Source organism: Rhodobacter sp. TJ_12 (assembly GCF_020023995.1).
Lineage (GTDB): Bacteria > Pseudomonadota > Alphaproteobacteria > Rhodobacterales > Rhodobacteraceae > Rhodobacter.
In genome coordinates, this window is sequence record NZ_NRRD01000025.1 from 1 (window position 1) to 25,107 (window position 25,107).

Annotated in this window: 32 protein-coding genes and 1 tRNA gene; 17 read left to right on the top strand and 16 right to left on the bottom strand. The window is 61.7% G+C overall.

Annotated features, from left to right (window positions below):
• The 9 genes from CKO11_RS14900 to CKO11_RS14940 all read left to right on the top strand — a co-directional run.
• Window positions 1–1,508: hypothetical protein (locus CKO11_RS14900; protein WP_223640487.1), on the top strand; the 1,508-nt coding region annotated here is incomplete at its 5' end.
• Window positions 1,509–1,588: 80 nt separating this feature from the next.
• The gene (locus CKO11_RS14905) at window positions 1,589–1,849 is read left to right on the top strand and encodes a hypothetical protein (RefSeq protein WP_223640490.1); all 261 of its coding nucleotides are present in this window, start codon (window positions 1,589–1,591) and stop codon (window positions 1,847–1,849) included.
• Window positions 1,846–2,529 (top strand): TIGR02594 family protein, encoded by a 684-nt coding sequence (locus CKO11_RS14910; protein ID WP_223640493.1) that lies wholly within the window; start codon window positions 1,846–1,848, stop codon window positions 2,527–2,529. Before CKO11_RS14905 ends, CKO11_RS14910 begins: the two co-directional genes overlap by 4 nt.
• Window positions 2,530–2,544: 15 nt before the next feature.
• Window positions 2,545–2,724, top strand: coding sequence for a hypothetical protein (locus CKO11_RS14915; RefSeq protein WP_223640495.1), 180 nt, complete (start codon window positions 2,545–2,547; stop codon window positions 2,722–2,724).
• 12 nt (window positions 2,725–2,736) lie between these two features.
• Window positions 2,737–3,003 carry a hypothetical protein gene (locus CKO11_RS14920; protein ID WP_223640497.1) on the top strand — a complete coding sequence of 89 codons (267 nt, stop codon included), beginning with the start codon at window positions 2,737–2,739 and terminating at the stop codon, window positions 3,001–3,003.
• The gene (locus CKO11_RS14925) at window positions 3,003–3,770 is read left to right on the top strand and encodes a hypothetical protein (RefSeq protein WP_223640499.1); all 768 of its coding nucleotides are present in this window, start codon (window positions 3,003–3,005) and stop codon (window positions 3,768–3,770) included. The genes CKO11_RS14920 and CKO11_RS14925 overlap by 1 nt, the downstream gene beginning before the upstream one ends.
• A complete protein-coding gene (locus CKO11_RS14930; RefSeq protein WP_223640501.1) occupies window positions 3,767–4,159 on the top strand; it encodes a hypothetical protein in 393 nt (130 codons plus the stop codon). Before CKO11_RS14925 ends, CKO11_RS14930 begins: the two co-directional genes overlap by 4 nt.
• Window positions 4,156–4,470 carry a hypothetical protein gene (locus tag CKO11_RS14935; protein WP_223640503.1) on the top strand — a complete coding sequence of 105 codons (315 nt, stop codon included), beginning with the start codon at window positions 4,156–4,158 and terminating at the stop codon, window positions 4,468–4,470. Before CKO11_RS14930 ends, CKO11_RS14935 begins: the two co-directional genes overlap by 4 nt.
• Before the next feature lie 4 nt (window positions 4,471–4,474).
• Window positions 4,475–4,633, top strand: coding sequence for a hypothetical protein (locus CKO11_RS14940; RefSeq protein WP_223640505.1), 159 nt, complete (start codon window positions 4,475–4,477; stop codon window positions 4,631–4,633).
• Between the two features lie 75 nt (window positions 4,634–4,708).
• On the opposite strand, the gene CKO11_RS14945 is transcribed toward CKO11_RS14940, so the two are convergent.
• The 3 genes from CKO11_RS14945 to CKO11_RS14955 are packed head-to-tail and all read right to left on the bottom strand — an operon-like array spanning window position 4,709 to window position 6,316.
• Entirely contained in the window at window positions 4,709–5,269 is a 561-nt protein-coding gene (locus CKO11_RS14945; RefSeq protein WP_223640508.1) for a hypothetical protein, read from the bottom strand.
• 8 nt (window positions 5,270–5,277) lie between these two features.
• Window positions 5,278–5,577 (bottom strand): hypothetical protein, encoded by a 300-nt coding sequence (locus CKO11_RS14950; protein WP_223640511.1) that lies wholly within the window; start codon window positions 5,575–5,577, stop codon window positions 5,278–5,280.
• The gene (locus CKO11_RS14955; protein ID WP_223640514.1) at window positions 5,570–6,316 is read right to left on the bottom strand and encodes a TIGR04255 family protein; all 747 of its coding nucleotides are present in this window, start codon (window positions 6,314–6,316) and stop codon (window positions 5,570–5,572) included. Before CKO11_RS14955 ends, CKO11_RS14950 begins: the two co-directional genes overlap by 8 nt.
• A gap of 561 nt (window positions 6,317–6,877) precedes the next feature.
• Between CKO11_RS14955 and CKO11_RS14960 the strand changes: the two genes are divergently transcribed.
• Window positions 6,878–6,951, top strand: a tRNA-Cys gene (locus tag CKO11_RS14960).
• Window positions 6,952–7,001: 50 nt separating this feature from the next.
• Here CKO11_RS14960 and CKO11_RS14965 read toward each other — a convergent pair.
• From CKO11_RS14965 to CKO11_RS15005, 9 genes are all read right to left on the bottom strand, one after another.
• Window positions 7,002–8,168 (bottom strand): cytochrome-c peroxidase, encoded by a 1,167-nt coding sequence (locus tag CKO11_RS14965; protein WP_223640517.1) that lies wholly within the window; start codon window positions 8,166–8,168, stop codon window positions 7,002–7,004.
• Between the two features lie 4 nt (window positions 8,169–8,172).
• On the bottom strand, window positions 8,173–9,099 hold the full coding sequence (locus CKO11_RS14970) for a sterol desaturase family protein (RefSeq protein WP_223640520.1): 927 nt from the start codon (window positions 9,097–9,099) through the stop codon (window positions 8,173–8,175).
• A gap of 3 nt (window positions 9,100–9,102) precedes the next feature.
• Window positions 9,103–10,107 carry a hypothetical protein gene (locus CKO11_RS14975; protein WP_223640522.1) on the bottom strand — a complete coding sequence of 335 codons (1,005 nt, stop codon included), beginning with the start codon at window positions 10,105–10,107 and terminating at the stop codon, window positions 9,103–9,105.
• Complete coding sequence (locus tag CKO11_RS14980) at window positions 10,104–11,483, bottom strand: di-heme oxidoredictase family protein (protein ID WP_223640525.1); 1,380 nt, start codon at window positions 11,481–11,483, stop codon at window positions 10,104–10,106. Before CKO11_RS14980 ends, CKO11_RS14975 begins: the two co-directional genes overlap by 4 nt.
• Window positions 11,484–11,553: 70 nt before the next feature.
• Entirely contained in the window at window positions 11,554–12,888 is a 1,335-nt protein-coding gene (locus CKO11_RS14985) for an imelysin family protein (protein ID WP_223640527.1), read from the bottom strand.
• Between the two features lie 73 nt (window positions 12,889–12,961).
• Complete coding sequence (locus CKO11_RS14990; RefSeq protein WP_223640529.1) at window positions 12,962–13,822, bottom strand: FTR1 family protein; 861 nt, start codon at window positions 13,820–13,822, stop codon at window positions 12,962–12,964.
• Window positions 13,819–14,226, bottom strand: a complete 408-nt coding sequence (locus CKO11_RS14995) for a cupredoxin domain-containing protein (RefSeq protein WP_223640531.1) — start codon at window positions 14,224–14,226, stop codon at window positions 13,819–13,821. The genes CKO11_RS14990 and CKO11_RS14995 overlap by 4 nt, the downstream gene beginning before the upstream one ends.
• A gap of 171 nt (window positions 14,227–14,397) precedes the next feature.
• Entirely contained in the window at window positions 14,398–14,883 is a 486-nt protein-coding gene (gene bfr, locus CKO11_RS15000) for a bacterioferritin (protein WP_223640533.1), read from the bottom strand.
• Window positions 14,867–15,124: a bacterioferritin-associated ferredoxin gene (locus CKO11_RS15005; protein ID WP_223640535.1), complete on the bottom strand. Its 258-nt coding sequence runs from the start codon at window positions 15,122–15,124 to the stop codon at window positions 14,867–14,869. The genes bfr and CKO11_RS15005 overlap by 17 nt, the downstream gene beginning before the upstream one ends.
• A 173-nt stretch (window positions 15,125–15,297) precedes the next feature.
• Here CKO11_RS15005 and CKO11_RS15010 point away from each other — a divergent pair, with 173 nt between their 5' ends.
• On the top strand, window positions 15,298–15,435 hold the full coding sequence (locus tag CKO11_RS15010) for an entericidin A/B family lipoprotein (RefSeq protein WP_223640537.1): 138 nt from the start codon (window positions 15,298–15,300) through the stop codon (window positions 15,433–15,435).
• 101 nt (window positions 15,436–15,536) lie between these two features.
• Here CKO11_RS15010 and lepA read toward each other — a convergent pair whose 3' ends face one another.
• A complete protein-coding gene (gene lepA, locus CKO11_RS15015) occupies window positions 15,537–17,336 on the bottom strand; it encodes a translation elongation factor 4 (RefSeq protein WP_223640539.1) in 1,800 nt (599 codons plus the stop codon).
• Between the two features lie 127 nt (window positions 17,337–17,463).
• On the opposite strand from lepA, the gene CKO11_RS15020 reads away from it, so the two are divergent.
• Together CKO11_RS15020 and CKO11_RS15025 are read left to right on the top strand one after the other, a co-directional pair.
• Complete coding sequence (locus tag CKO11_RS15020) at window positions 17,464–17,652, top strand: heavy-metal-associated domain-containing protein (protein ID WP_223640542.1); 189 nt, start codon at window positions 17,464–17,466, stop codon at window positions 17,650–17,652.
• Between the two features lie 168 nt (window positions 17,653–17,820).
• Entirely contained in the window at window positions 17,821–18,120 is a 300-nt protein-coding gene (locus tag CKO11_RS15025; RefSeq protein ID WP_223640545.1) for a hypothetical protein, read from the top strand.
• Here the strand turns inward: CKO11_RS15025 and CKO11_RS15030 are convergent.
• Window positions 18,105–18,554, bottom strand: a complete 450-nt coding sequence (locus CKO11_RS15030) for a low molecular weight protein-tyrosine-phosphatase (RefSeq protein ID WP_223640548.1) — start codon at window positions 18,552–18,554, stop codon at window positions 18,105–18,107. The two genes, CKO11_RS15025 and CKO11_RS15030, sit on opposite strands and share 16 nt — an antisense overlap.
• 28 nt (window positions 18,555–18,582) lie before the next feature.
• Between CKO11_RS15030 and CKO11_RS15035 the strand changes: the two genes are divergently transcribed.
• Both CKO11_RS15035 and rpmB read left to right on the top strand, forming a co-directional pair.
• On the top strand, window positions 18,583–19,281 hold the full coding sequence (locus tag CKO11_RS15035) for an NAD-dependent deacylase (protein ID WP_223640551.1): 699 nt from the start codon (window positions 18,583–18,585) through the stop codon (window positions 19,279–19,281).
• Window positions 19,282–19,405: 124 nt separating this feature from the next.
• Window positions 19,406–19,693, top strand: coding sequence for a 50S ribosomal protein L28 (gene rpmB, locus CKO11_RS15040; RefSeq protein ID WP_223640555.1), 288 nt, complete (start codon window positions 19,406–19,408; stop codon window positions 19,691–19,693).
• Window positions 19,694–19,749: 56 nt separating this feature from the next.
• On the opposite strand, the gene meaB is transcribed toward rpmB, so the two are convergent.
• On the bottom strand, window positions 19,750–20,742 hold the full coding sequence (gene meaB, locus CKO11_RS15045; protein ID WP_223640558.1) for a methylmalonyl Co-A mutase-associated GTPase MeaB: 993 nt from the start codon (window positions 20,740–20,742) through the stop codon (window positions 19,750–19,752).
• A 122-nt stretch (window positions 20,743–20,864) separates the two neighbouring features.
• Between meaB and CKO11_RS15050 the strand changes: the two genes are divergently transcribed.
• Window positions 20,865–21,593, top strand: coding sequence for a DUF3108 domain-containing protein (locus tag CKO11_RS15050; RefSeq protein WP_223640561.1), 729 nt, complete (start codon window positions 20,865–20,867; stop codon window positions 21,591–21,593).
• Window positions 21,594–21,600: 7 nt separating this feature from the next.
• On the top strand, window positions 21,601–24,039 hold the full coding sequence (hrpB, locus tag CKO11_RS15055) for an ATP-dependent helicase HrpB (protein ID WP_223640564.1): 2,439 nt from the start codon (window positions 21,601–21,603) through the stop codon (window positions 24,037–24,039).
• Here hrpB and CKO11_RS15060 read toward each other — a convergent pair.
• A complete protein-coding gene (locus CKO11_RS15060) occupies window positions 24,036–24,974 on the bottom strand; it encodes a methyltransferase (RefSeq protein WP_223640566.1) in 939 nt (312 codons plus the stop codon). The two genes, hrpB and CKO11_RS15060, sit on opposite strands and share 4 nt — an antisense overlap.
• Window positions 24,975–25,107: the final 133 nt, after the last annotated feature.

The window sequence follows — 25,107 nt, forward strand, 5'->3', positions numbered from 1 at the left end:
ATGCCGCGATCCAGCGGTTTTTGAATAGCGCTGTAATTAAAACGCTGCTCTTTACCGAAAACGACCCAAAGAAAGAATATCTGTGCGATCCCGTTGACCTGACGGGTTACGACAGGAAAGAATTCGTCGGTCGAAAATACTGGCGTAGTTCCGCCCCAATTATCCGTAACCCCGCATACGGGGACTCGTTCTTTGGGGATTGCAATGGGGTTTTGTTCCAAAGCCTCCATGTCTATGGGCAAAAAGATAACTCTTCGAATGTTTCTCGTGGCATCCATCTGAACGGGTGGGGCAACCGCGTGGTCAATGTCTTCGTTCGGTGGTTCAACGATGAGGGCGTCTGGCTTCTGGGCGGCGGCAACTTTGTCATGGATAGCTCTGGCTGGGACTGCTGCGGGAACTTTAACGCAACTGAGCGCCGAGGCGCTTTACGGCTCAGCGGCACAGATGACTACGCCATCAATTGCCAATTCGGCTGTTCCCAAAACGTGGATGACTGGCGGCAGATTACCAGTGAGAACCTGTATAATATTGGTGTTCTGCTCGAAGGGGCGAACAGCATGTTCGTCAACGTCCATGGTGAAAACTCGGACGTTGGCATTTGCCTGACAGGCCCGAACGGTATCAATCGCTTGACCAACTGTAGGGGGGACCAGTCATGGGGCCATGGCTGGATCATCGAGAGTCCTAAGAACCAGATTGTCAACGCTTTGGCTGAAAACATCAGCCTCGAGGGTGAAAACTTGTATGATGGTTTCCACACGACTGGCCAGGGCAACAGGTTTGCAAACTGTCATGTGAGGGCCATCGACCGCTTTGATGGTATCAAGCTTCCGCGTTACGCGTTTTTTGACGGTGTATCTGCGGGCCACGCATACCAACGCAACAACTATACCAATTGTGGCGGCGATCACTACACCGCCGAATTTAAGGCCGCTGAATGGCTCGGCTCGGCGTTTGAGGATAAACCTCATGTGGTGCGTGACACCACAACCACGCCGAACGTAACCCGCACGTCCTTTATCTGGTGTGCTGCTACAGAAGGCAGCACGATTACGGGTTTTAGCGGGGACGTATGGCCGGGGAAGCGTGTGCTTCTCCTTGCGGAAAATAACATAACCCTTGCCGATAGCTGGGGGTTCCAGTTGCGCGGACGGGCGAGCCGGACGCTGTCTGCTGGGGAGTCCGCCGAGTTTATCTACAACAACACGACCTGGCGTGAGGTTGGATCGGCAGGGGAGTCGATCATCAAATACGCCCACTATTGGGGCGCGGGAAATATTGCCGCTGGCAGCTCTGTGACAAGTGCGCCGATCAGTGTTTATGGCGCACGGTATGGCGATCACGTCAGTATTTCCCCATCCGATCCGAACACGGATTCCACGGTGGGACTTATAACCCGCGCGGTCGTTTCGGCAGACGGTCAAGTGCAGATTACCCTTTTCAACCCAACTGGCGCGTCGATCCGGGCCAACACCACATGGCAAATTCGGGTAACGCCGCGGTGATGGATTGCCGAGCCTGTCTTCTGCGCATTGCTAACCGAACCCGCCAGAACGGCGGATAAACCCGGAAAGGGCATCCTCAAATGACAGACAGAGTCCGCGAGGCGCTCGGCGTCGTCGCGCAAACCGTCATGCAACCGGGCAAGCAGTTGCTGGCGGTGCTCGCCACGAATGCGGCGGCATGGGCGGGCTGGATCGATCCGGCGACCAAGATCCTCGGGCTGGTCGCGGCGGCGCTCTTGATCGCGGTGCAGTGGCACACCCGCAAGATCAAGCGGTTGGAGGCGCGCAAGCTCGCGCTGGAAATCGCGCAGTTGCAAAAGGAAATGGAGGGCAAGGGATGACCACCAACTGGCGGGCCGTGCAGGAGCGGCTCAAGGCGCTCGGCTTCGATCCGGGCTATATCGATGGGGTGCGCGGCCCGAAGACCGATGCCGCGATCATTGCCTTCAAGCGCAGCGTCGGGCTGCGCCCGCGCGCCTATTTCGGGCCGATCACCGAAGCCGCGCTGATGGGCGGGGCGCAGCAACGTGCGCGCGCCGATATCCCGTGGATGGCCGAGGCATCGCGGATGCTGGGGCTGCATGAACGCCGCAACACGGCAACGCTGCGCAAATGGTTTGATGCCTCGGTCAGTTGGATCGATCCGCGCGAGATCCCGTGGTGCGGGGCCTTTGTTGCGACCTGCATCCGTGCGGCGCTGCCGGGCGAGACGTTGCCCGACAATCCGCTGGGTGCGCGTGCCTGGGGCGGGTTCGGCGCGTCTTGCGATCCGGTCTTTGGGGCGGTGCTCACCTTCTGGCGCGGTTCGCGCGCGGGCTGGCAGGGCCATGTCGGCTTCTATTGGGGCGAGGATGCTGACGCCTATCACGTCTTGGGCGGCAATCAGACAGATGCCGTGACCACCACGCGGATCGCCAAATCCCGCCTGTTACAGGCCCGCTGGCCCGAGGGGCTGCCGGTCACCGGGCGGCCGATCCTGCTCACCGCGGCGGGCACGCCCTTGTCGCAAAACGAAGCCTGAAAGGAGGGCTGAAACATGGACTACGGACCCTTGGCGCGGATCGCCATTCGGTATGGCGTCGGGCTGATCATTGGGGCGGCGCAGGCCGAGGTGCTGGCCGCTGACAAGGACGTGGTGACGGTGGCTGCGCTGGCCATCGGCCTTGTCGTCGAAACCCTTTACGCGCTTGCGAAAAAGCGCGGCTGGAAACTGTAAGGAGATACCAAAATGTCTGATCCGTTTGCACAACACAGCCCCGGCGTGACCGGCCCCGCCTTGGGGCATTTCGTGATCACCCCCGATGATAACGCCGACCTGCCCCAGCCGGTGCGGCAGGTGATCATCGGCGGCAGCGCGGGCACGATCTCTTACATCCATGCCCGCGATGGCCAGACCTACACCACCGGCAATCTGCCCGTGGGGGCCTATTCGATCTGGGCGAAGCGCATCTTGGACACCGGCACCACGGCGGCTGGCCTGACGGGGGCGGTGTGATGATGGAGCTCGGCCTCGGCGGGTTGGGCATCTATGGCGCGGGGTGGCGCGGGGGTGGTGTGTCGCTGCCCGCCTCTACGCTGGCTGCGTGGGATGCTTCCGTTCTCGCCTCGCTGTATCAGGACACGGGCGGGGCCACTCCAGTCACTGCCGCCGACGATCCGGTGGGGCTGTGGAAAGATCAACAGGGGTCGTATGACCTTAGCCAAGCGACGATTGCCGCGCGGCCGCTGTATCAAACAGGTCAGCCCAGGTTGGTATTCGACGGGGTAGACGATCACTTGTTCGCAGCTACTCGGCTTGGGCTTGCTGCCAATCCGGCCATGGCTGTTGTGGTGGCGTTGACCCCGAAGGTAACGGGCGTCAATGATGTGCGAGTTTTCGATCTAGGTAACAGCGCTGGCGTACTGAGTTGCTCGTTCGGGACGGATGGATGGGCTTGGCGACATAACAACGGAAACCGAATTTTTGGGTCGGTGACATTTGGACAAACAGTCGTGGCCACGTGGTTTCGTGCAGCCGGATCAACCTATGGCGACGGGCGATTTCGGCTTAACGGCGTAGAGCAAGCAGCGACTTCAACTGCAAATCCCGTATTGGTGCCTACATCTACGGCGGCAGAACTGCGCGTGGGTGAAAATGTTACAGTTGCTGGTGGATACACCCCGATGGACCTCTACACAGAAGTTGTCCTCGGCACCGACAGCCTGACAGACATTGCGCAGGCCGAGGCATGGGCGGCTGCGCGGGCGGGGGTCACGCTATGACTGACACTGTGACGGTTGCAGTGCCCGAGGCGCATATGGTCGCTGCAAATTGCCTCGCCTCCTGCCTCGTCGGGCAGATCGCAGGGCAGGATACATTCCGAGGCCCCGGCTATACCTCCGCGACGGGCGAGCGCTATGCCGTGGCCAGCGCACCCAAGACGATGTGGACCGCAGCGTTCGACCCGCTGGCACTGCCTGCCGATAGTGACGGGTCGGTGTCACTGGATTGTGCCTACGCCGCGCAGGCTATGGTGGCCTATTGGGACGCACAGGATGACGTGCCGATGCCGGCGGTCGGGCCGGATGTGATCGTCGCGCTTGCGGGCATGAGCGGCATGGAAGCGCTGGCCGCTATGGGGCTGAGCCCAATCACGGCGGATGAGACATGACCCTGCGCACGGTGCTGCGCCTCTGGCCGCTATGGCTGGCCCTGGGCGCGGCCCTCGGTGGCGCGCTTGCGTGGGGGCACTACACCAGCCTGCGCGCTGACCTCGTCGCCACGCGGGCCGATCTGGCGGCAGCGCGGGCCGAGGTCTCGGCCTATGCCGAAGCGGTCGAGATCCGGCGCCGGTCGGATGAAACCCAAGCGCGGCTGCGAGAGGAAGCCGCCGCGCTCGATCACCAGCTCGAACAAATGGAGGGGGGCGATGCGCCGCTTAGCGATTACCTGCGCACTGCTGCTGGCCGCCTGTGGCGCTGACCCCGTGCCCCCGCTGGCGGGGTTGGATCTGACCCCCTGTCCGGGCTGGACGGGCGGCGTGCCGGATACCGAGCGGCGGTTGATGCGCGCCGCAGCTGCGGAACGGGCCGGGCGGCTCTGTGCAAATGCGAAGTTGGTGGCGGTGCGGGCGGTGGTGAAGTGAAGCGGCGTCATGCGGCTGCCCCGGCGGGCTTTCTATTAACCTTCTCGTGAAGCCGGCAGAAGTGAACCGACAACTTCAGCGCGAGCATGTAGAAGCCAGTATTGCTAAGGGTAAACAATTTTTCCCGGTCTTTTGATTCGGTGTGAGTAGCAACAGGCATGCTGTGGACATCATCGAAGCGGACGATATAGTCTTCCGGTAAGCCGCCGCCCGCAGGAAGGTAAAAGATGTTGCTCGTCTTTTGCGCCTTGATCGCTGCAATCTTGGCGTCAATGCGTTCGGGGCTGATATTGCTGCCGCGAGAAGCCTTTTGAAAGCCGCCAGCTTGACCATGGGCGCGAAGATCACGCGAGCCGGAACATCACGGGGGTTTTCCGGATCAACATCGCAGGAGTTGGACAGAACAATGCCCCGCACCGACCTGCGCTCGCCCGTCTCGAACAGAAACAATTGGAAACCGCGCCAACCGTCACCTTGGAGCATCACTTTCTTGAATGAGTCGCGATAGGCGCCGAGTAGATACTCGGCGGTGCCACCGCGCGAGATTGCGGTTAGCTCGTCAAGCAAGACCTTTTGATCCTCAGCCGTGAGGTAGTACGGGATCTGCTGGATGAGAGTCTCGGCGTCCAAATTCATGCGTTTGATCAGGACTCGTAAAGATCAGCAGCATTCGCATCCCAAACGGCCTCAAATTCTGCGCCAAGCGGCTCTTGGTTTTGAAGCAGGGACGCATAGACACGGGCGACGCCGTTTGCGAAGTCTTGTGCCGTGGAGCCGAACCTCAGCGACTTTTCAAAGTAGCTGAATGATGACCCGTCCCGTAGCGTCACATAGGCGGGTGTGTCACGTGCTGGCCAAGTGGCCGTTCCGGCAGCAATTGCCGCAGACAACCCAATCACCGCGAAGTTCATCGGTACCGGGCAATGCGTCACGATTTCATTCATAGACTGGCCCCATTTCATCGATTGTCGCCTGTGTTAGGCAGGTGAAGAATTTCCGCTTGTTGGCTTGGCGAAGTTGTTCAAGCCCAGGTTCAAGGTTCGTCGCAAATGTGGCAAAGTCAGCAATGTCAACATTTCTAATCGAGTCAACGTCCACCACTGCGCCGCTCACCTTCTTGCCGTCTGGCATCTGGCCCTCAGCGCCGATGACGACTGACAAAAGATGGATAATCCCATCTTCATGCCGACGCACCTGAAGGGTCGTGTGGTCCCCCTTCACTTCTACCTCCCCCAAAGTAATCGACATCTTAATTTTCGCTACCTGTTCAGCCAGCGACGGCGCACTGATCAGGTTAACGTACTTAAGCGAATAGCGTTCGACTTTTCCGGGGGCGCCAACTTTGCCGATCCTAGCGGTCAGGTCCAAGATGGTGGCCTTGAAGTTGGGCCACTTCGGGTAGGGCAGTTTGCAGCTTATGATCACGCTCCGGTCGCCGACCGAGATGAAATAGTGACCCCAGTCCATTCGTAGAATGGGTGCAAACTGAAGGGAGGGGTCGCTTGCCCGCATCGGTTGCGGCACCTCAGCCGCTGGAAGGCGCGTGATCTGTGGCTTCGGCCCAGGCAAATCGTGGAACAGAAAGCCAGGTAAAATGTCCGCAAGCGACGTCGGCCCGAGGCGAACCTCGAAAAGCGCGTCCACAAGGGGTTCGCGCTCCAATCTCAGGGGCAACTTCTGCATTGGCGAACGCTTCCTCTACGGCGAATCACAGTGTAACCTGCGCGCGAATCTCTAGCAAGCGCGCGGGACTCTAATCGACCCCAGAGTCAATGCCATAAACATCCCGCCGAGGTATTAAGCTCCCGCCCGGTAGCACGACAATAAACAAGAGCCAATGATTCTGGTTGTCGCGGGGGAGCTTGTTCTTCGCCACCTGCGCCGATATTCGACCAAATCAAGCAACAATCATTGATCCATTAAACACCACGCCAGCCGCACATCGTGGTCACCCCGCGCCCCGCAGGCCGCACATATGGCGCACCTCACCACATCCCTGATCGTGCGATCTGGCGTGCGCTCGGCCAGCTCGCGCAGGCGGATGCTGCCGTGGCGCCCGCATTGTCGGCAGGTCAGGTAGAGGCGCAGGGTTGAGGCGGTGGCGAGGGTGGTCACGGGCTTCTCGTTCAAGGCAAGCAATGGCCGGAACGAACAAAGCACGAATCGAGAATGTTGAGAAACGTGTTGAGAGCGAAAAAGCGCCTTGACCGCGAGGCCCGAAAAATCTAATCAGGCCAAGCTCTCGGCGGGTTGGCGGAGAGGTTACGCAGCGGATTGCAAATCCGTGAAGACCGGTTCGATTCCGGTACCCGCCTCCACCTTACCCTTCCCCTCTGCGTGTGAATTGCGGCGAAGACAGCTTCCCTAATCAATTCCCGTCCAGCAGCGGTTCGTAGCGGCTGTCGGTCAAGGTTTCCAAAAACGCCACCAGCGCATCGATCTTGCGATCGTTCAGCGGTTGGGCGCGCAGGTCTTCACGGTCGACCGTGTGCGGCACCTCGGGCGCGGCCCAAGGCGCGCCCGTCTCTGGGTTCTGCGCGCGGTCGGGATTGTTGTAGTGATCGTAAAACGCAATCACCGTGCGCAGATCACGAAACACGCCATTGTGCATATAGGGGCCGGTCACTGCCACATTGCGCAGACTTGGTGTTTTGAAGCGCCCTTCTTGCGCCGTGTCGGTCACTTCCGGATTTTCGAGCAAACCTTGATCGATGAAATCGGGCGCCACCTGCCCCAGCGCCAAAAGGTCTGGATTGCGCGGCACCCCGATATTGCGGAACTGATGGTTGGTAAAAGGCTCTCGCGGCGCATCTTCGCGCTTCAGCATATGGCAGGTCGCGCAATTGACATTGTTGTTAGAGAAAAACAGCGTTCGCCCCAAATCCTCCAGCACCGTCAGATCGTATTCCCCGCGCAGAAAACGATCGTATTTGCTATCAAAAGGCGCAAGCGCGGGCGTCTTTTCAAACGCCTCAATCGCGCGGCCAAAGGCGCGATAGGCGGCAGGCACTGTCTGCGGATCTTCGGGCATATCGAACACATCTTCGCCGTACAGACGCGTAAAGGCTTCCTCGTAGCCGGGGTTTTCGCGGATACGGGCCACCACGGCCGCCGCATCCGGCAGCATCATCTCCACCGGGTTGAGCGGCGGCCCCATCGCCTGATCGGCCAAAGTTGCGGCGCGCCCATCATGGAACTGCCCCCCCACATATTCGCCCGCTGCGGCGTCATAATGAAAGGCGGGCGACAGCATCGCATAGGTCACGGTCGGTGCATTGCGCACCCCCAGGGCATGCAGATCATCGCCCAAGGACACGATCCCCCGCGCAGGCGTTTCGCGCCCATCGGTAAAGGCACGGTTCGGGTCATGACAACTGGCGCAGGCCAGCGTGCGGTTGCGCGAAAAGGAAGGGTCGAAGAAAAGCTGTTCGCCCAGTTCCGCCTCGGTCAGAGGGTCGGCCTTTACGGGGGGGGCGGCAAAGCTCAGCGCAACGCCCACAAGCACCCCAAAGGATTTGTTGCGATATCGGATCATTTCATCATCTCCGGATCATGCGGCCAAGGTCGCGAAAGGGCTCGAACAAAAGCGCGCTCACGCTGTGATAGCGCGCGCCACGCGGGCCAATGCCGTAAGCGGGCGCCCCGGGCACCTGCGCGGGCAGCCGCAAGGTGCCAAACATCCAATCCCAGATCGCAAGGCAGGAGCCGAAATTGCTTTGCAGATGCCGCCGGTCATGGTGGATTTGATGCTGCGCGGGGGAAACGAGGATATGCTCCAACACCCGGCCATAGCTCAGTTTGATCTGGCTGTGGCGCAGATTGGCGGTAAAGGCGAACAGCGCGACGATGAACAGGTTCTCGCCAAAGATCGTGTAAAGGTCGAGCCGCGCGCCAAAAAGAAAGATGAAGCCCCCGGTCACCACGCCTGCCACCAGCGCGTGGCGCAGGGCAAAAAGCAGGCTTTCAACCGGATGGACCCGGTAAAACAACAGCGGGGTCAGCACCTCGGCGGCGTGATGCACGCGGTGAAACGGCCACAGCCAGCGCGACCGATGCATCGCCCGGTGCAACCAATAGCGCGACAGATCCGACAACAGGAACAGCGTCAGCGTATAGGCCAAGACGATGTCACGGTAACGCCACGCCAGAAAGGGTGGCTCGTAAATCGCGTTCAGCCCGTGCAAAGTCCAAAGCGCGACCGTCTGCACCGACAGCACCAGCGGCACGATCAGCGCGGTGCGCACTGCCCAAGCGACGAAAAAATAGAGCCCGTCAAGCCGGGCATCACGGCTAAGCCAATAGGCACGCAAACGTGGTCCAAGCGCCCCCTGCCCCGGCTGAAACGACAGCACCAGCGCAATCGCCGCGCTGGCCAAAAGGTAAAGCCAGAACATCCGGTCTGTGCCATCCAGCAGCCCGGCAAAGGGGCTGGGCAGGCTTTGCATTTGCGTTAAGAACCACGTCACCGCTTAGTCCCCATCCGCATCGACAAGGCCCGCCGCAACGCCAAGCGACAGCGCGACATGGTCGTAAAATGCCTTTTGCACCTTTTGCAGCGCGGCAAACAGTGGGACCATTTTCGCCGTATCGGTGTAATCGGCCAGCGTCGCCCCGTTATAAACGGCCTGCGCCGCCGCAAGTGCCGTTTGCACCTCGGCCATGCCACCCTGATCTTTGACGGCAGCGATCGTGGCGATATTGGGCTGCGTCTCTTCGGCCAAAAGGCGCGCATGGGTATCCAGCATTGCACCAATCGCCGCCCAGGAAGCTTCCGGGTTAAAAGGGTATTGCGCGTTTTCCGGCAGCACCTTGCCCAAGGTCTTGCGGTTCAGCCCCACCACCTCGGCAATGCGCCATTCGCGGATTTTGTAGATGTTCTGGATTTGCGCATTGATCAAAAGTGCCAAGGCTTTATCCGGATCCTCCAAGAAGGCCGCACGCGCCTGCACATAGCCTTGTGCGATCTGATCGAGCCGCTGGCAGACTGTGTCGGCAGCCACCTGCGCCAGCTCCGCCCGGCGCGGCGACCACGGCCCCGAGAACATCAGGTCATCCAGCGCGGTAAGGGTGCGATAAGCATTCTTGAACAGCGCGGTCTTGGGCGCGCTGTCGCTTTCAATCGCGCGCGCTAAGCTTGCGTGAATATCTTCTTTGCCGACATGGAACGTGTCGATCAAAAGCGGGTAATCCATTGCATCCCAATCATAACCGCCCAAGACATAGGCGGCCTGCACCCGGCCCCAGTCTTGCGCCAAGGCCACGAAAGCCGCCTGCCGGGCCGAAGCGGCGCTGTCCGGTGTCAGCGTGGTCTGCAAAGCCGCGCAGCTTGCCACGGCTGCCCCGGCATCGGCTTGCAAAATGGTGTCATAAATCGCGCGATAGGCGCGCTGCGGCTCTTGCGCGGGCGCGGTGCGCGGGGCCACAGCCCCCAGAGCACAGACAAAAGCGGCGGCAATCACGGGAAACCGGGTCATAGCTGCTCCAGATAGCTAAGAAGCGCGGCGCGATCCGCCGCCGTCAGGGACACAAAGGCGTCGCGTGCAGGCCCGGCCTCGCCGCCATGCCACAAGATCGCCTCTTCGGGGCTGCGCGCGCGTCCATCATGCAAAAAGCGGTGGCCCGCGCGCAGACGCGCGCCCAGACCCCAAAGCGGCGCGGTGCGAAACTCGGATGGGCCCGCCAAATGCTCGCGCACGCCATCGGCCAGACCGTCCCCCATGTCATGCAGCAAAAAATCGCTTAGCGGGCGCAGGGTGCGGCCATCTTCGGTGCGCAGCACCGGGCGGTGGCAAGCGGCGCAGCCCAGCGTGGAAAACAGACTTTCGCCATGCGCCGCCTGTGCCGCCAAGGCCGCCGGCTGCGGGGCTTTAAAGCCCGAAAGATAGGCCGCAATCGCATCAAGCCGAGGATCGGGCAGGTCCAGATCGCCCAGCGGCGAGGGGCGCCCACGCGGCGCCTTCTGGCATGCGATCTGTGCGGGTGGGCAAAGTTCTTGCGGATAACGGCGGTTGGTCAGCCCCATATCCACCGCCGCCGCATTGGCAATTTGGGCCACAAGCGTGGGCTCTGCCGCTTTCCAGCCATAGCGTCCCAGCGCACCATCCGGCATCCGATTGGCACGGCCGCTGATCCCATCGCCATCGGCATCATCCGGGTCTTCCCAAGCCACAAGCGCCGCATCTGGCACCGCCGCGACCAAACCCAAACCCGCTAGGGCCGGCGGCTGGCGCAAAAAGACCACCGTGTCCGGCGCCAAGGGGCCATGCGCCAAATCGGCCAGCACGGGGGTTAGCCGGGTCAGAGTGACCGCTGCCCCATCGGGGTAGTGAAACGGCACCGCCTGCGCGTGCACTTGCGGGCGCGCCTCGGGCCGCGCGCCGCCCGCAGCATTGATCGCAATCTGACCGCCATAGATCGGGTCCAGCACCCGTGCATGCCCCGGGCTTTCGGGAGCGTCTTGCCCCATCCGATCCGCATGCGCATCGGGCTGGGCCAACTTGAACAGAAGCGGGCGCAGCGGGGCGCCATCGGCATCGATAACCGGCGCGCTGCCATTGTCCACATGGCAACTCGCGCAGCTATTGGCGTTAAAAAGCGGCCCCAACCCGTCGCGCGCGGTGGTCGCCGCAGGGGCGGCCACCCAAGGCACGGTGAAAAACGACCGGCCCAGCATACGCTGATCCAGCACCGCGGGATCATCCGACGCGATCGGCTGGGCAAAGGGTGCGGGGCCCGCCGCATCGGTGACCCAATCGGGCCCCGAGGCCGCGCGAAGCCCTACCGCCGACAGCATCGCAGCCGCGCCCAGCGCAAGTGCCACCATCGTCCGTTTTGCGCCCTTGCTTGCCATCGCGTCCTTCACCTGCCGCTGGATTGGCGCGCCCGACAAACGGACGCGCCCCTGCATCGCCTATTTCGGCTTAGTTGATCTGGGTTTCTTCCGGATCGGTCACATTGTCAGTGGTCAGCGACAGCCCGTATTCCGGCGCAATCATCACCATTTGATCGCCCAGACGGCGCAGCTCATTTTTCAGCGTGACGATGTTTTGCACGCTGTCTTCGTTCTCGGGGTGGATTTGATAGTCGAAATGCATGGTGGTTTCGGCGGTTTCATTCACCACCGCAATCCGCACCGCGATCCGCTCCATCAGCGCATCAAGATTGGCCCGCTCTTCCGACGACAGCACATCGGCAAAGCCCATGCCGACATCTTGGCCTTGGTATTCGCCCAAAAGAACATTGTGAATGCCCTCGTAGTTCAAGGCAATGTCGCGGTGGGTATTGTCAGAAAAGCACGAATGCTCATCTTCTTCGGACGGTGTCAGCACCGCCACGGCGATCCGTTCATTGGCAAGTTCCGATTTCGCAAAAACACCCACCCCGGTCAGGATTTGCTTGATCGCCTCCTGCGTGGGAATGTTCATCGCGGCCTGATCGCCCGTCAATTCGCCCAAGAGCGCGGCGCGATAAAGCCCGCTGTCGCCTGCCACCGTTTCATCCCAAGCTGCGGCCACGGTGGACAGATCCGCCACAAGTTGCGCACCCGCCGCCTGTAGATAGGCCAAGCGCCGCGCCGCATGCGGGTCCGATGTGAAATCGCTCACCGGTCGCGCGCCCGCCGACAGCGGGCCGGGGGTCACGCTGTCTTCGATCATATTGGCGTAATCCTGATCTTGCCCCCAAAGCAGGAATTCAATCGCGTGATAGCCCGAGGCCACATTCGCCTCGCCGCCATTTTCATTCAGGGCGGCAATCGTTTCGGGGGTGATCGTGGTCACATCCACCTCGGTCACATCTTCGCCGCCGGGGGTAAAGACCCCGGCCGTGTCGATGATATTGCCCGCCGTCCGGTTGCCATCGGCATCGGTGGTGTAATCGATCATATTTTCATCAAGCGGCCAGGCGTTGATCTGGCCTTCGGGCGCCCCATAGGTTTGCGCGATCCAGCCGGTTTCGGCGTCAATCGGCCCACCGGACAGGCGAAACACCTCGGTCGGGCCATAGCTTTCGCGCGCGGCAAGCCAAGCCTGTTTGGCGGCCTCCAGCGTCTCGGCGCCGGGCGCCTTGGCCAGCGCCTCAAGCGCGGCGTGCAGCGCCTTGGCATCAGCCAACGCATCTGCGTAGCTGTGCTGCGCAATCGTGGCATAGGTTGCCAGCGCCTCGGCCTTTTGCTCAGCGCCAACTTCGGCCTGTGCCGCCATCGGCAGCCCCAAAGCAAAACAGGTGGCGATCAAGGCGATCCGGGTGGGTTTCATGGTTATCTGTCCCTTATTTCGGTGGCTTGGTCGCGGTTGGCGATGGCTGGCCGCACAGTGATGAAAGAGTTGATCAGGCCGTCACGGGCCGGGCGCGCGTCGCCTTGCGGTCTTGGTGGCGAAACAGCAACGCTACGACACCCCAGTAAAGCGCCAACACCAGCAGATCCCAGACAATGGGCTGCGAACGATAGGCGGCAAGCGTCGCCAGAAGGCTGCCAAGCATTGAGCTGTCCGACAGAAAGCCCGAGGCATCCCAAACGGTGGAATAGATCCAGCCGGGCAGGTCATAGGCCGACAGGTGCTTGGACAAAAGCTTGCCCATCGCGGTGAGGAACAGCGCCGAGCCAAGGAACAAAAGCATCCATTCGGTGACCCGAAAGAACCATTTCCACGACACGAAGCGCGCCCCGATTTGAAGCGCCCAGAACAGCATCAAGGCAATGCCCAGCCCAACGGCGGCAGATCCGAAAAACGCGCTGTAATCGGCCAAGCCCTGCAATTGCAGGAAAGAGCCGTAAAGGAAGACCACGGTTTCCGAGCCTTCGCGCCCAATCGCAATGGCGGCCAGCGCAAAGACACCCAGCCAATTCGCGGCGGCGACGCTGCGCTCTAGCCCCGCTTCCAGTTCGGTCTTCAGCGTGCGGCCGTGCTTGCGCATCCAAAACACCATCTGCACGATCAACGCCGCCGCCATCGACAGCATGCCGATTTCAAACCAACTGCGCGCCGTCGCCCCAAGGAAGGTCGCCACCCCCACCAGCATCAGCGCCAGCGCGGCAGCCAAAGCAAAACCCGCAGCAATGCCGCCCAGAAGCCATGCCCGGCCCGCCCGCGCATCGGGGCGCCGCGCCATCCAGGCCCACAGAATGCCGATCACCAAAAGCGCCTCGACGCTTTCGCGCGCGACGATAAAGATCACCTGCCCCATCATGGCGCGGCCTCCTTCGCGGTCAGCTTGCCCATCACACCGGGCTGAAATTCATCGAAATAGTCGTAATCGCCGGGGTCGAGCGGGGTGACCATCATCGTCGCCTCCATCCCCATGAACAGCACCTCTTCGAGCCGCAACTGGTTGCTTTCAAACTCGCTCGGCTTGGTGCCGGTATTGGTGACATGGAGCCGGAACCGGGTCTTGGCGGGCACGACAAGCGTGGGCGGCAAAAGTTCCCCGTCCTTGAGTTCGATCGCATAGGTCGGCACAGCCGCCGCGGGGTCAACCGGCGCCGTGAAATCGACCCCTTCGGCCTGCGCCGCCCCCAGCCCCATCGCAGCAAGGGCCACCAGCGTAGCCATCCCCTTGGCAGATCGCACCATCGCAGAAGAAGACCAGAGCATCGCCATTTCCCCATCAAAATTGTCGGGCTCTTTTAGCCCGATCATTTCAATCAGCAATAGCAATCTTGACCCATTGCGTCAATTATTCCACTTGATTGCCGCCCATCGCAGCCAGCCGCGCACAAAAAAGCGCCCCGAAGGGCGCTTTTCCGATCAACGATCTGGCAAGGTTTACTCTGCCTCGTCCATCTTTGCGGCGTTGAGCAAGGCGTAGTTCTGCGGCCCGATTCGGTCGTAAAGGTCGAGCTGCGTCTCCAGAAAATCGACATGCCCCTCTTCATCGGCGATCAACTCTTCGAACAGGCTTTTGGAGACATGATCCCCGACCTTTTCGCAGTGATCGCGCGCTTCGCGGTAAAGCGTCAGCGCATCATGTTCGCCCGCCAGATCGCATTCCAGCGTCTCACGCGGGCCCTCCCCGATGCGCAAAGGATCAAGCTTTTGCAGGTTCGGATGCCCTTCAAGGAACAAAATCCGCGCGATCAGCTTGTCGGCGTGATTCATCTCTTCGATGGATTCCTCGCGCGACTTCTTGGCCATCGCGGCAAGGCCCCAGTCTTCCTGCATACGGTAATGCAGCCAGTATTGCGAAACAGCGGTCAACTCGCTGCGCAATGCCGCGTTGAGGTATTCAATAACCTTAGCGTCGCCCTTCATTGCGTCTCCCTTTCATGGCTGGTTGTCGCAGACCGGTCAGTTCAACCGGCACCTCCAGATTCTTATTCTTCCGCATGGTAGAAAGAAAGAGCGGCATGCAACTGCCACAATCGGGGCGGGCACCAAGCGCATGGTAGATCTTGCCGGGGGTGATGATCGTTTCAGGATCGGCGGCGCGCATCCAGTCGATGGCGGCATGGATATCCCGGTCGGTGATATTGAGGCAATGACAGACGATCATGGCGAAGCTGCACCTCCTAGGCTGGAGGAAAGATGACCCATTCACTCAAGAATGTCAATCTGACTAATCCTATCAGAAATTACACGCCGCAATCTTTGGGCCATCACAAAGAAGGGAACCATCTGCCCGGTTGCAGCGTTTCACTGATGAGATTTGCAAGAGGGAGAGACCCGATGACCAAGATCGCTATTCCGCTGCTCGCCATTTTCGCATTGAGCGCGTGTGAAACCGTCAAAGGCGCGGGCCGCGACATGCAGGCGGCGGGCACTGCCGTCACCAGCGAAGCCGCCGAGACGCAAAGCGAGATGTAATTCCCAAGACGACTGTGCGTGTAAAAAGTGCGCCCCGGCCTCGGCCGGGGCTTTTTCATTTAGCCAAACAGATGACGGGCCTGCCCCGAAGGGCACAGCGCTTATTCATCCATCTTAAGCGCGGCGATGAACGCGCTTTGCGGGATTTCGACCTTGCCGAATTGGCGCATCTTCTTTTTCCCGGCCTTTTGCTTTTCGAGCAGCTTTTTCTTACGCGTCGCGTCGCCGCCGTAGCATTTCGCCGTCACATCCTTGCGCATGGCCGATAGCGTTTCGCGCGCGATCACACGCCCCCCGATGGCGGCCTGGATCGGAATTTTGAACATGTGGCGCGGGATCAGGTCTTTGAGCTTTTCCACCATCGCGCGGCCCCGGCTTTCGGCGCGATCGCGGTGCACCATGATCGACAGCGCATCCACCGGCTCATCGTTCACGAGGATCGACATTTTGACCAGATAGTCTTCGCGGTATTCGGCCAGCTGATAGTCAAAGCTCGCATAGCCTTTGGTGACCGATTTCAGCCGGTCATAAAAGTCGAAGACGACCTCGGACAGCGGCAGATCGTAAACCACCATCGCACGCGGGCCCGCATAGGTCAGATCAAGCTGGATGCCGCGGCGGTCTTGGCACAGCTTAAGCACATCGCCCAGATACTCATCGGGGACCATGATCGTGGCTTTGATGCGCGGCTCTTCGATGTGATCGACATAGGTCAGGTCGGGCATATCGGCGGGGTTGTGCAATTCGCGCACTTCCCCGTCTTTCATGTAAAGCTTGAATACCACGCTTGGCGCGGTGGTGATCAGATCAAGGTCATATTCGCGCTCAAGCCGGTCGCGGATCACCTCAAGATGCAGCAGCCCCAAGAAGCCGCAGCGGAAACCAAAGCCCAGCGCAGCAGAGGTTTCCATCTCATAGCTGAAGCTTGCATCATTAAGCGCCAGCTTTTCGATCGCGTCGCGCAGCGCATCGAAATCATTCGAATCGACCGGGAAAAGGCCACAGAACACCACCGGCTGCGCCGGCTTGAAGCCCGGCAATGGCTTTTCGCAGGGCTTTTTCTCATGGGTGATCGTGTCGCCCACGCGGGTGTCGCGCACCTGTTTGATCGAGGCGGTGAAAACCCCAATCTCGCCCGGCCCCAGTTCCGCAATATCGACCATGCGCGGCTTCAGCACAGACAGCTTGTCGATGCGGTAGCTGGCACCGGTTTGCATCATCTTGATCTGATCGCCCTTGCGGACCACCCCATCCATGACGCGGATCATCACGACGACGCCCAGATAGGGGTCATACCAGCTATCAACCAGCATCGCTTTAAGGGGGGCATCACGCTCTCCCTCGGGGGCGGGCAGGCGCTGCACGATAGCCTCTAACACATCGGGAATGCCCAAGCCGGTCTTGGCCGAAATCGGCACCGCCTCAGAGGCATCAATGCCGATCACGTCTTCAATATTCGCTTTCACCGCCTCGGGGTCGGCGGCGGGCAAGTCGATCTTGTTCAGAACCGGCACAATTTCATGGTCGGCATCCAGCGCCTGATAGACATTGGCAAGCGTTTGCGCCTCCACCCCCTGAGACGCATCCACCACCAAAAGCGAGCCTTCGACCGCGCGCATCGAGCGACTGACCTCATAGGCAAAGTCGACGTGGCCGGGGGTGTCGATCAGGTTCAGGATATAGGTCTGCCCATCCTTCGCCGGATATTCGATCCGCACGGTGTTCGCCTTGATGGTGATGCCGCGCTCGCGCTCGATATCCATCGCGTCCAGCAATTGGTCTTTCATTTCCCGGCTGGCCACCGTGCCCGTCAGCTGAATCAGCCGGTCGGCCAGCGTGGATTTGCCGTGGTCGATATGCGCCACGATGGAGAAATTGCGGATGTGAGCGAGCTTGGTCATGCAGCGCATATAGCCGCAAAAAAAGGAGCCGGGAAGGGGGCATGGAAGGGCGGACACCGGCGATATTGCCATTGACCGCGCGCCCCGCTTGGCGGATCAATCCCTCATCACGTCCCAGAGGTGCCCGATGATCCTGTCCGTCCCGAATATGACCTGCGGCCATTGCAAATCCGCCGTCGAAAACGCCATCACCGAGGTGGGCGGCACTGCCCTTGTCAGCCTGGAAGATCGCGAGGTCGAAGTGAACGGCCTGCCCGAAGCCACCGTTCTGGCCGCGCTCAAGGCGGCGGGTTACGAGGCCGAGGTGATCGCCTGACCCCAGATCCGGGGCTTGCGGGCGGCACAAACCACAACATCCGACCTAGCCTTTTGGACTCGGCCGTTTTCTGCCGAAAGCATTGTGTCGCGTTGCCAAAAACGGTTAAAAGAACATCAAATCAGCAGGATTTGGCATCGCACCATCTCCGCAATTCAGAGGCAGCAGATGAAACATCTTCTTACCGCCACGGCGTTCGTTTTGGCTGGCACCGCCATCGCTCAGGCCGGGCCAATTGACCGGGCCTGTCTGAAGGCCGGGCGCACCGCCGATCGCGCGCTTTGCGGCTGCATTCAGCAGGTGGCCGATCATGCGCTTTCGACCGCCGACCAGCGGCGCGCGGCGAAATTCTTCGCCGAGCCGGACATGGCCCAAGAAGTGCGTATGTCGAGCCGGGCGCGCGACGAAGATTTCTGGACCCGTTACAAGGCCTTTGCCGCCGCAGCCGAGGCTTACTGCGCCCCCTGAAGCCGCGCCAACAGCGCCTTCGCGCCCGCCTCGATAATATCGAGACAGCCATCGAAATCGCGCGTGTAATAGGGGTCGGGCACCTCGGACGTGCCCTGCGCCCCTTGCAAGAACATCTCCAGCCGGGCGGTGGCATCGGGCGGCATAACCGCTTGGGCATCGCGCAGGTTTTGCCGGTCCATCGCCAAAATCAGGTCGAAATCGGCAAAATCGCTGCGCGCAAGCTGCCGCGCCCGCAAGCCAGACAAATCATAACCGCGCGGGCCCGCCGCCGATTGCATTGGCCCGTAAGGCGGATCGCCCACATGCCAACCGCCAGTGCCCGCGCTATCCAGCGCGACATCAAGCCCCGCCTCTTGCGCCATGAAACGAACCACCCCCTCGGCCGCAGGGGAACGACAGATATTGCCAAGGCAAAGAAACAAGATACGCATGAGACCTGTTTAGCGAAGGATCGGACGCATGGCCAGAATCGTGATTCTCACCGGGGCGGGGATTTCAGCAGAAAGCGGGATTCGCACCTTTCGGGCCTCTGACGGGCTGTGGGAAGAGCATCGGATCGAAGAAGTCGCCACGCCCGAGGGATTCGCGCAAGATCCGGTCTTGGTGCAACGCTTCTACAATGCCCGCCGGGCCGCCGCGGCTGCTGCCGCGCCAAATGCCGCACATCTGGCGCTGGCAGAGTTGGAGGCCGATGGGCGCCATGAGGTGCTTGTGGTCACGCAAAATGTCGATGATCTGCACGAACGGGCGGGCACAAAAAACCTGATCCATATGCATGGCAGCTTGAATGGGGCGCTTTGCGCGGCTTGTGGGCATCGCTGGACGGCCCCGGCAGAAATGACGGCGCAAGACCCCTGCCCGGCCTGTAGCAAGCCCGCGACCCGCCCCGATATTGTATGGTTTGGCGAAATGCCCTACCGGATGGAGGAAATCTGGCCCGCCCTGCGTCGGGCCAATTTGTTTGTGTCCATTGGCACCTCGGGCAATGTCTACCCGGCGGCGGGGTTCGTGGCCGACGCGATGCATGCGGGTGTGCCGACGCTCGAATTGAACCTAGAGCCGTCAACCGGCACGCGGATGTTTGATGAAGCGCGCCACGGCCCGGCAACGCGGATTGTCCCCGCTTGGGTGCGCGAGATGCTGGCGCCGGGGCGATGAATCGCTTGACGTGGGGCAGCTTTGCCCTTATGCCCCGCGAACGGATTTCCGGGAACCGCGCTTAGCGGGTCTCGCAGTATTGGAAGTGGGCCGCGAGTGCCCGAGGAAACGAAGGAACATCGCCATGTCGCGCGTCTGCGAACTGACCGGCAAAGGCCCGATGTCGGGCAACAACATCAGCCACGCGAACAACAAGACGCGTCGCCGGTTTCTGCCGAACCTGAATGACGTCACCCTGATTTCGGACGTTTTGGGCCAATCGTTCAAGCTGCGTGTGTCGGCCGCCGGCCTGCGCACCGTTGATCACCGTGGCGGCCTCGACGCCTTCTTGATGAAAGCCGCCGATGGCGAGCTTTCGTCGAATGCGCTGAAAATCAAGAAAGCCATCATCAAGGCGCAAGCCGCGGCCTGATCGCTTCCGATGATCTGTGCAAGGCCCCGCCAAGGCGGGGCTTTTTGCATTTTCCATCAGTGTTGAAGGGCTGCCAGCATTTCCGCCGCCGCCGCCGCAGGCGGGGTGTGCCCTTCGGCCACGGCCTGGCCCAGCGCCTGCATTTGCGCGCGAATCGCGGCGTCGCTGTGCAATCGCGCCAAAAGCCCCTCGCGCACCTCAGTTTCAAACCAGTGCCGCGCCTGATCGGCCCGGCGCCTGTCGAAATGCCCGTTCTCGCGGCGCCAGTCGATCAGCGCGCACATATCCTCCCACGCGGTTTTCAACCCTTCTTCGGCCAGCGCGGAAACCGCGACCGCCTTCGGGAACCCCTCGGGGTCTTGTGGGCGCTTGCGCAAAAGGCGAAGCGCGCCCGCGTAATCGGATCTTGTGCGCAAGGCCGCCGGTTTCAAATCGCCATCGGCTTTGTTGACCAGAATCATATCGGCCATTTCCATGATGCCGCGCTTCACGCCTTGCAGCTCATCGCCGCCCGCCGGTGCCATCAGCAAGATGAACAGATCCGTCATCTCGGCCACCAGCGTCTCTGACTGACCCACCCCCACGGTTTCAATCAGCACCACGTCGAACCCCGCCGCTTCGCACAGGCTGACCGCTTCGCGGGTGCGCCGCGCCACGCCGCCCAGTTGCGCTTGACTGGGAGAGGGGCGGATAAAGGCATTGGGTTCGCGCGAAAGCTGCTCCATCCGGGTCTTGTCGCCCAGAATCGAGCCGCCCGAACGCGCCGAGGACGGGTCTACCGCCAGCACCGCGACCTTAAGGCCAAGCTTGACCAGCATCATCCCGAAGCTTTCGATAAAGGTGGATTTGCCCACCCCGGGCGTGCCCGACAGCCCGATGCGTAACGCCTGTTTGCCCGCGCCTGCGACCCGCTCCAAAAGCGCGGTGGCCTGCGCGCGGTGATCGGCCCGGCCCGATTCGACCAAGGTGATCGCCCGCGCCAACGCCCGGCGCTCCCCAGCCAAAATCCGGGGGGCAAGCTCGGCGGCGGGATCGGTCTGTTGCGTCATGGGCACCTTCGCATACACGGGCTTTTGACAGGACCGTCAGAAGCCTTTCGGACTGTTTCAGTTTCATGCCCTCTTCGGGCGGTGTATGTCCAGAGTCTAGGCCATCGAAGAAAGGGGTGCCGATGAACCTATCCTCCCGCCTTCTGACGACCCTCGTGATTCTCGGCGCACTTTCGCAGCCGGTCACAGCAGATCAAACCGATCACATCGCCTTTGACGTTTTACTTAAGGGGATCAAGGCGGGCGAATTGGTCATTGATGGCAAGATCCAAGGCAACCGTTACGGTGTGATCGGGGTCATGCAAACCACGGGCCTTGCCGCCGCGCTGAAGAAAATCCGCTATGATGCCAGCGCAGATGGGACCTTTTCACGCGGGGTTTTCCGCCCCCGCAGCACCAAGATTTCAGCGCGCCGAGGCGAATCCCGCTCAAAAAACGCGGTCATCTACAAAGGCGGCGTGCCTGCCTCGGTGATCCACGAACCACCGCGCGCCCCCCGGCCCAATGATGTTGACCCGGCCAAGCAGGGCGGCACCATCGATCCGCTGACCGCGCTTTATGCGGTGCTGCGCGATGTCGACCGGGACGAGGCCTGCAAGCTGAAAGTCGTGATGTTTGACGGCACGAAACGTTCGCAGGTGGCGCTTTCGACCCCGCAGGCGGCGGGTGACGGCGTTATCTGCGCGGGCGAATACCGCCGCTTGGCAGGGTTTTCGGATAAAGACATGGCGGAAAAGACCCGCTTTCCCTTCACGCTGACCTATGCGCCCACACCCGATGGCCAGCGGTTGCAGGTGGTGGAAATTTCCACCGATACGATCCTTGGCAAAGGCCGCCTGAAACGGCGATAAGGGCCCGGTGAAAAACCAACTGCCCATCGATGCGATCCTGCCCGCGCTTTGCCGCACGCTTTGTGCGGCGGGCCGTGTTGTGCTGATGGCGCCGCCCGGCGCAGGCAAAACCACACGCGTGCCCTTGGCGCTGCTCGCTCACATCGAAGGCCGTATCTTGATGCTGGAGCCGCGCCGCCTCGCCGCGCGCACCGCGGCAGAGCGGATGGCCCAAACCTTGGGCGAAACGGTCGGGGAAACGGTGGGCTACCGCATTCGTGGTGAGGCGAAGCTTTCGAAAACCACCCGGATCGAAGTGGTAACCGAGGGCATTTTGACCCGGATGCTACAATCCGACCCAGAGCTTTCGGGCGTGGGCTGCGTGATCTTTGACGAATTTCACGAGCGGTCGCTCAATGCCGATCTGGGCCTTGCGCTTGCATGGGAGGCGCGCAGCGCCCTGCGCCCCGATCTGGCTTTGGTCGTCATGTCGGCGACGCTGGATGCCGAACCCGTGGCCGCGCTTTTGGACGATGCGCCGATCTTGCGATCGGAGGGGCGCGCCTATCCGGTCGAAACGCGCTGGCTACCGCGCCCGATCGCGCAAGGGATGCGGCTTGAGGCCGCCGTGGCCGGGCTTGTGGGCCAAGCGTTGGAGGAAAGTCCCGGCAGCGTGCTGGTGTTTTTGCCCGGCGAGGGGGAAATCCGGCGCACAGAGGCATTGCTGCGCGACCGGTTGCCCAAAGATGTTGCCCTGCGCCCTCTTTTCGGCGCGATGGAGTTTGCCGCCCAGCGCGCCGCGATTGCGCCCTGTGAAACGGGCCGCAAGGTGGTGCTGGCGACGGCGATTGCCGAAACCTCGCTGACCATCGAAGATATTCGCGTGGTGGTGGATGCGGGGCGCGCACGGCGGCTGCGGTTTGACCCGGCCTCTGGCATGGCGCGGCTGGTGACCGAGCGTGTATCTCGTGCGGAGGCGGAACAGCGCCGGGGTCGCGCAGGGCGGGTGGCTGAAGGCATCTGTTACCGGCTATGGACCAAGGGCGAGGAAGGCGCCCTGCCCGCTTTTGCGCCGCCCGAAATGGCTGTGGCGGATTTGGCTGGTCTGGCACTGGAACTTGCCGCTTGGGGCAGCGATGGTGCGGATTTGGCGTTTTTGACCCCACCGCCCGGGCCTGCCTTGGCCGAAGCCCGTGCGCTTTTGCAAAGCCTTGGTGCGCTGGAGGGGCTACGTATTACCACGCATGGCAAGGCGCTGGCTGCGCTGCCGGTGCATCCGCGTTTGGCGCATATGCTGGTCACTGCGGGCCCCGAGGCCGCGCCCTTGGCCGCACTGTTGGAAGAACGCGACCCGATCCGCGGCGCGCCGGCAGACCTAAGCCTGCGGCTCGCGGCGATCCGTGATCCGGGCCGCTATGAGGCAAACCACCCCGGCCAGCTTCATCGCGGCACGATTGAACGGATCAAGACCGAGGCGAAGCGGCTTGCGCGGATGGTCCGCGACGTGCCCGAACGCTACAGCCCCGCCGAGATGTTGGCGCTGGCCTACCCCGACCGGATCGGCCTGCGCCGCAAGGGCGAGGCCGCGCGCTATGTGCTGTCTGGCGGCAAAGGTGCAGTGGTGGATGAGGCCGATGGGCTGGGCAAGCATCGGCTGATCGTCGCATCAGACCTTGATGGCGATCCGCGCGAGGCGCGCGTGCGCCAAGGCTTGGTGCTGGCCGATGCCGAGCTGCGCCGCCTCTATGGCGACCAAATCGCATGGCATGACGTTTGCGCATGGTCCAAGCGCGAAGGCCGCGTGGTGGCCCGCAAGCAAGAGCGGTTTGGCGCGCTGGTGCTGGAAGATCGCCATTGGCCCGACGCCCCGGCAGAGGCTTTAGCGCGCGGCGCGCTTGACGGTTTGCGGCAAATCGGGCTGACGCTTAGCCCCAGCGCGGCGCGGTTTCGCGCGCGGGTCGATATTTTGCGCGGCGATGGTGTCGATCTGCCCGACCTGTCGGATGAGGCCCTGCTTGCAGGCGAGGCGCTTCTGCCATGGCTTAAACGCGCCCGGACCGAGACCGATCTGCGCAATCTGGACCTGACCGAGGCTTTGCGCGCGCAATTGGACTGGCCCCAGATGGCAGAGCTGGACCGCCTTGTGCCCGGCCATTTTGAAACGCCCTTGGGGCGGCGTGTGCCGATTGATTATGGTTCTGAAGTGCCAACGATCGAGGTCAAACTGCCCGAGATGTATGGGCTCACCACCCACCCCAGCGTGGGGCCGAAGCGCCACCCGTTGCGAATCGCGCTGCTTTCGCCCGGCAATAAGCCGATTCAGGTGACAATGGACCTGCCCGGCTTTTGGGATGGGTCTTATGCCGAGGTGCGCAAGGAAATGCGCGGGCGCTACCCCCGCCACCCTTGGCCCGAAAACCCGCGCGAAGCGGACCCGACCACGCGCGCCAAGCCGCGCGGCACCTAGGCCAGCGCCATATCTTCCCCATCGCATTCGCGACGGCGCTCCGTCGCCAAGCGCACGGCATGCACCACAAAGCCGATGATGGGCTGCCCACGATCTTGGCGCAGTTCCGCCCGGCTGATCTGGGCGGCAAAGCCCGCCTGCACCAGAAGATCGCGCAGATAGGCCTCTGCATGCGCGTAGCGGCAACTTTCGCGCAAGATCAACGGCTCTGGCCCGTCATGCGCCTCGGTCGTGAAGGCAAATTGCCCCCCCGGCGCCAAGGCAAGCGCCCCCCAAGAGACGATCTGTTCCAGCGCGCCCAAATAGGCAAAGACATCTGCGGCGGTGATCAAATCCCATTGCTGCGCAGGGGCGGGCAGATCGGACAGGTCGCATTTGGAAAGCGCGTCGTAAAGGCCTTTGGCCTCGGCCTCATGCAGCATTTGCGCGGAAATATCCCAGCCCTCAAGCCAATCGCACACCGGGCGCAACTGAGCCCCCATCAGGCCGGTGCCACAGCCCAGATCGAGCGCGCGACCAGACCGGCCGGTGATCTGCGCACTCAGCAATTGCGGGGCGCGATAGGCAAGCGTGTCCACAAGCGCGTGGTCAAAGCGCGGCGCATATTGGTCAAACAGCGTCTCGACAAAGGCCGAGGGCATGGTTTCCGCCTCGGGCCGCGCCTGAAGCAGCTGTAACCGCAACGCGGCCCCCATTTGGTCTGCGGGGTCCAGCCGCAGGGCTTCGGCAAAAGCCTGCGCGGCCTTGGGCAGACCGTGCTCTGCGCGAATCTCGCCAAGCCGAAACCAGCCGGCGGCCCAACTGGGGGCCAGTGCGAGGGCTTGGGTATAAAGATCGGCGGCAGCCACCGCATCGCCAGAGGCCAAAAGCCCCTCGGCATACTCGGCGCGCCGGTCGGCGACCAGATCGCCGGACGAAAACTGAAATGTGGACATGATGCTCCTGAACGCTGGGAAAACCAAGGCTCAGGAAGTGGCTACGACAAAGGCTGACGCATGGTGGGGTTCCCAAAAGAGAATGCCGCCATTAGGGCGCGCGCCCACGCCGCGTCAAGACAGGATAACGTAG

What these genes read in the sequence shown, in the direction of transcription:
- CKO11_RS15030 (WP_223640548.1), bottom strand. Translation starts at nt 18,554, where the DNA reads ATGCGTATCTTGTTTCTTTGCCTTGGCAATATCTGTCGTTCCCCTGCG.
- CKO11_RS14920 (WP_223640497.1), top strand. Translation starts at nt 2,737, where the DNA reads ATGTCTGATCCGTTTGCACAACACAGCCCCGGCGTGACCGGCCCCGCC.
- CKO11_RS15020 (WP_223640542.1), top strand. Translation starts at nt 17,464, where the DNA reads ATGATCCTGTCCGTCCCGAATATGACCTGCGGCCATTGCAAATCCGCC.
- lepA (WP_223640539.1), bottom strand. Translation starts at nt 17,336, where the DNA reads ATGACCAAGCTCGCTCACATCCGCAATTTCTCCATCGTGGCGCATATC.
- CKO11_RS14990 (WP_223640529.1), bottom strand. Translation starts at nt 13,822, where the DNA reads ATGATGGGGCAGGTGATCTTTATCGTCGCGCGCGAAAGCGTCGAGGCG.
- CKO11_RS15050 (WP_223640561.1), top strand. Translation starts at nt 20,865, where the DNA reads ATGAACCTATCCTCCCGCCTTCTGACGACCCTCGTGATTCTCGGCGCA.
- meaB (WP_223640558.1), bottom strand. Translation starts at nt 20,742, where the DNA reads ATGACGCAACAGACCGATCCCGCCGCCGAGCTTGCCCCCCGGATTTTG.
- CKO11_RS15035 (WP_223640551.1), top strand. Translation starts at nt 18,583, where the DNA reads ATGGCCAGAATCGTGATTCTCACCGGGGCGGGGATTTCAGCAGAAAGC.
- CKO11_RS14935 (WP_223640503.1), top strand. Translation starts at nt 4,156, where the DNA reads ATGACCCTGCGCACGGTGCTGCGCCTCTGGCCGCTATGGCTGGCCCTG.
- CKO11_RS14905 (WP_223640490.1), top strand. Translation starts at nt 1,589, where the DNA reads ATGACAGACAGAGTCCGCGAGGCGCTCGGCGTCGTCGCGCAAACCGTC.
- rpmB (WP_223640555.1), top strand. Translation starts at nt 19,406, where the DNA reads ATGTCGCGCGTCTGCGAACTGACCGGCAAAGGCCCGATGTCGGGCAAC.
- CKO11_RS14950 (WP_223640511.1), bottom strand. Translation starts at nt 5,577, where the DNA reads ATGAATGAAATCGTGACGCATTGCCCGGTACCGATGAACTTCGCGGTG.
- CKO11_RS14925 (WP_223640499.1), top strand. Translation starts at nt 3,003, where the DNA reads ATGATGGAGCTCGGCCTCGGCGGGTTGGGCATCTATGGCGCGGGGTGG.
- CKO11_RS14985 (WP_223640527.1), bottom strand. Translation starts at nt 12,888, where the DNA reads ATGAAACCCACCCGGATCGCCTTGATCGCCACCTGTTTTGCTTTGGGG.
- CKO11_RS14930 (WP_223640501.1), top strand. Translation starts at nt 3,767, where the DNA reads ATGACTGACACTGTGACGGTTGCAGTGCCCGAGGCGCATATGGTCGCT.
- bfr (WP_223640533.1), bottom strand. Translation starts at nt 14,883, where the DNA reads ATGAAGGGCGACGCTAAGGTTATTGAATACCTCAACGCGGCATTGCGC.
- CKO11_RS14980 (WP_223640525.1), bottom strand. Translation starts at nt 11,483, where the DNA reads ATGGCAAGCAAGGGCGCAAAACGGACGATGGTGGCACTTGCGCTGGGC.
- CKO11_RS14965 (WP_223640517.1), bottom strand. Translation starts at nt 8,168, where the DNA reads ATGATCCGATATCGCAACAAATCCTTTGGGGTGCTTGTGGGCGTTGCG.
- CKO11_RS14915 (WP_223640495.1), top strand. Translation starts at nt 2,545, where the DNA reads ATGGACTACGGACCCTTGGCGCGGATCGCCATTCGGTATGGCGTCGGG.
- CKO11_RS15025 (WP_223640545.1), top strand. Translation starts at nt 17,821, where the DNA reads ATGAAACATCTTCTTACCGCCACGGCGTTCGTTTTGGCTGGCACCGCC.
- CKO11_RS14910 (WP_223640493.1), top strand. Translation starts at nt 1,846, where the DNA reads ATGACCACCAACTGGCGGGCCGTGCAGGAGCGGCTCAAGGCGCTCGGC.
- CKO11_RS14995 (WP_223640531.1), bottom strand. Translation starts at nt 14,226, where the DNA reads ATGCTCTGGTCTTCTTCTGCGATGGTGCGATCTGCCAAGGGGATGGCT.
- CKO11_RS14945 (WP_223640508.1), bottom strand. Translation starts at nt 5,269, where the DNA reads ATGAATTTGGACGCCGAGACTCTCATCCAGCAGATCCCGTACTACCTC.
- CKO11_RS15060 (WP_223640566.1), bottom strand. Translation starts at nt 24,974, where the DNA reads ATGTCCACATTTCAGTTTTCGTCCGGCGATCTGGTCGCCGACCGGCGC.
- CKO11_RS14955 (WP_223640514.1), bottom strand. Translation starts at nt 6,316, where the DNA reads ATGCAGAAGTTGCCCCTGAGATTGGAGCGCGAACCCCTTGTGGACGCG.
- CKO11_RS14975 (WP_223640522.1), bottom strand. Translation starts at nt 10,107, where the DNA reads ATGACCCGGTTTCCCGTGATTGCCGCCGCTTTTGTCTGTGCTCTGGGG.
- CKO11_RS15010 (WP_223640537.1), top strand. Translation starts at nt 15,298, where the DNA reads ATGACCAAGATCGCTATTCCGCTGCTCGCCATTTTCGCATTGAGCGCG.
- CKO11_RS15005 (WP_223640535.1), bottom strand. Translation starts at nt 15,124, where the DNA reads ATGATCGTCTGTCATTGCCTCAATATCACCGACCGGGATATCCATGCC.